The organism is Mesorhizobium sp. M7A.F.Ca.CA.001.08.2.1 (genome assembly GCF_003998455.1).
Taxonomy (GTDB): domain Bacteria; phylum Pseudomonadota; class Alphaproteobacteria; order Rhizobiales; family Rhizobiaceae; genus Mesorhizobium; species Mesorhizobium ciceri.
The window spans coordinates 1-2224 of the sequence record NZ_RZPW01000914.1 but is presented as its reverse complement, the minus strand read 5'-3'; the positions used below and the strand labels follow the sequence as shown (position 1 = coordinate 2224).

4 protein-coding genes and 1 pseudogene are annotated in these 2224 nt (G+C 63.8%); 3 read left to right on the top strand and 2 right to left on the bottom strand.

Annotated features, from left to right (window positions below; genetic code table 11):
• Positions 1 to 224, top strand: a pseudogene (locus EN914_RS32845) (aldo/keto reductase); the annotation flags it as partial.
• Between the two features lie 176 nt (positions 225 to 400).
• Positions 401 to 553 (top strand): hypothetical protein, encoded by a 153-nt coding sequence (locus tag EN914_RS32840; protein WP_081714371.1) that lies wholly within the window; start codon positions 401 to 403, stop codon positions 551 to 553.
• Between the two features lie 66 nt (positions 554 to 619).
• Here EN914_RS32840 and EN914_RS32835 read toward each other — a convergent pair whose 3' ends face one another.
• A complete protein-coding gene (locus EN914_RS32835) occupies positions 620 to 853 on the bottom strand; it encodes a DUF982 domain-containing protein (RefSeq protein ID WP_244506945.1) in 234 nt (77 codons plus the stop codon).
• 113 nt (positions 854 to 966) lie between these two features.
• A complete protein-coding gene (locus EN914_RS32830) occupies positions 967 to 1632 on the bottom strand; it encodes a GntR family transcriptional regulator (RefSeq protein ID WP_024504688.1) in 666 nt (221 codons plus the stop codon).
• A 165-nt stretch (positions 1633 to 1797) separates the two neighbouring features.
• Between EN914_RS32830 and EN914_RS32825 the strand changes: the two genes are divergently transcribed.
• A partial coding sequence (locus EN914_RS32825; RefSeq protein WP_127389560.1) for an MFS transporter occupies positions 1798 to 2224 on the top strand: 427 nt, incomplete at its 3' end.

The following is a 2224-nucleotide window of genomic DNA, read 5'->3' as shown; positions in this document are numbered from 1 at the left end:
TGCTTGGCCGGCCGTCCATCAGTTCCCTGGTGATCGGCGGCAGGACGGAAACGCAGTTCCTGGACAACATCGCGGCGGCAAGCCTGGTGCTTTCCCACGAGGAGCGCGCGCGCCTCGACGCGGTCAGCCGGCCGCCCCTGCTCTATCCCTACTGGCACCAGCAGCTGACGGCAAAGGACCGCTTTGGTGCCGCCGATCTGGTGATTGACCGAAGCGGCATCTGATCGGCAAATCGACGGCGATAGGTATCGCCGCCGCAATGATGGGCGTGGCCCCATCATTGCGGCGCGCATCTTGCAAGCCTGGCCATCATCGACGCACTATCGCTTCAGCTGTTGTGTTTGACGGCTAATGCTCCTAGGCAGGACCAGAGCCGCGAGGCAGTGAAAAAGGAGCCGATATGGCGCGACCACCAAACTACGATCAGGAACGCAAGGAACGCGACCGCCAGAAGGCGGCCAAGAAGGCCGAGAAGCTGGCAGCCAAGGTTGCAGCGAGGGAACGTGCGAAGCCCGAAGACGAGACTGAAGCCGAAACCGAAACGGCAAAGTGACGGCAAAAGGCCCGCAGATGCGGGCCGTGCCTCAATCCGGATTGCCGCCTCGGATGTCGCCTTGTGTCAGGCCGGCGCCTTGTCGCTGACAAAGACGTCCACTTCGCGCGCCGCCGCAATGAAGGCGCGCCTGGCGTTCATCGCCGGCTTGTCGCCGGCGAGTGCGTCATGGCAGGCCTGCAGGGCCGCGCGATGCTTGGGGCTGCGCTTGCCGGGCCAGCTGTTGAGGAGGTAGTCGGAAGCCTCACGCGCCGTGCGCAAGAGCTGAGTGCTTCCCGCCGCGACTGACTTCACAGTCACAGGTGTTTCAAATCGGTTGTTTTCCATCGCCGCTCCTTACGCCATCGGCGTCTGCGAAGCGAGGGCGAAAGTGCGCACACGTCCAGACGCCGCTTTGCGCCCCTTCATCCACCTTAAGCAGCAACGACGGCAAAGCCTCTGGCGCGAAGACCGCGCCGATCGTTGGCGAGCGACGTCACCAGCCGGTCGCGGCTGCCGACAATGTGGACCGAGAGCAGGCGCGCAGCTTCATCGGCGTCGCCACGGCGTGCCGCCGCCAGTATGGCGCGATGTTCGGCCCAGGCACGGCTGAGGGCCGCTTCGTCGCGAACCTCCAGCCAGCGCGCCCGTGACAGGCGTGTCATGGCATCGCGGACCGCCCGGAACAGGAATTCATTGCCCGAAAGACGCGCCAGTTCGATGTGAAAATCCATGCCGACGCGATGCCATTCCTCGCGCGGCGTGTCGTTGTCGCAGGATTCGAGCATCGCCTGGATGACATCGATGGCGCTCCGGTCCGCCAGGCTGCATGTCAGGCGAACTGCCGCAACCTCGACCGCCTCCCTGTAGACGGCGATCTGCTCGAGTTCAGCCAGATTGATCGGCGACACCGTCCAGCCGCGCCCGTCCCTGCCGACCAGCCCCTCGGTCTCGAGCCGCAGAAGTGCTGCCCTGACCGGGGTTCGCGATGCACCGAAACGGCTCTCGATCCAGCGCTCGGTCAGCTTTTCGCCGGGACCGATCTCGAGGCCCAGGATCATCTGCCGAAGCTGTTTTTCGACGCTGTGCATCTGCGACATTGTCGTTTCCATCTTTTGGCCGTTTGCGATCGTCTTGCCGATCACGTTCGACAGGTTGCATTGACAGCGGCCAAGCTTGCGTCCATGACGTGCACCATCTTGGTATCCCAAATTGGTATCCGCAGCAAGCATCGATAGAAGAGTTGCTGGGGCAGGACATACGACATGCAGCAGAGCACGCCCCCGGCGACCGACAGCGCCTACAACATCCACTGGCGGCGCAATCTGTTCGTGTGCTTCGCCGGTTCGTTTTCGACGCTTGTCGCCATGACGCTGCTTCTGCCGTTCCTGCCGCTCTATATCGAGCAGCTGGGTGCCGAGGGTCACGCGGCGATCGTGCAATGGTCGGGGATTGCCTATGGCGCGACGTTCTTCGCGGCGGCGCTGGTGGCGCCGCTCTGGGGACGTCTCGGCGACCGCTATGGCCGCAAGGTGATGCTGGTTCGCGCCAGCTTCGGCATGGCCATATGCATGTCGCTGACCGGCATGGTGCAGACGGTCTGGCAGCTGGTGCTGCTGCGGCTGCTCATCGGCTTTGCCGGCGGCTACTCCTCGGGATCGACCATCCTCGTCGCCATGCAGACACCCAAGG

What these genes read in the sequence shown, in the direction of transcription:
- EN914_RS32840 (WP_081714371.1), top strand. Translation starts at nt 401, where the DNA reads ATGGCGCGACCACCAAACTACGATCAGGAACGCAAGGAACGCGACCGC.
- EN914_RS32830 (WP_024504688.1), bottom strand. Translation starts at nt 1,632, where the DNA reads ATGTCGCAGATGCACAGCGTCGAAAAACAGCTTCGGCAGATGATCCTG.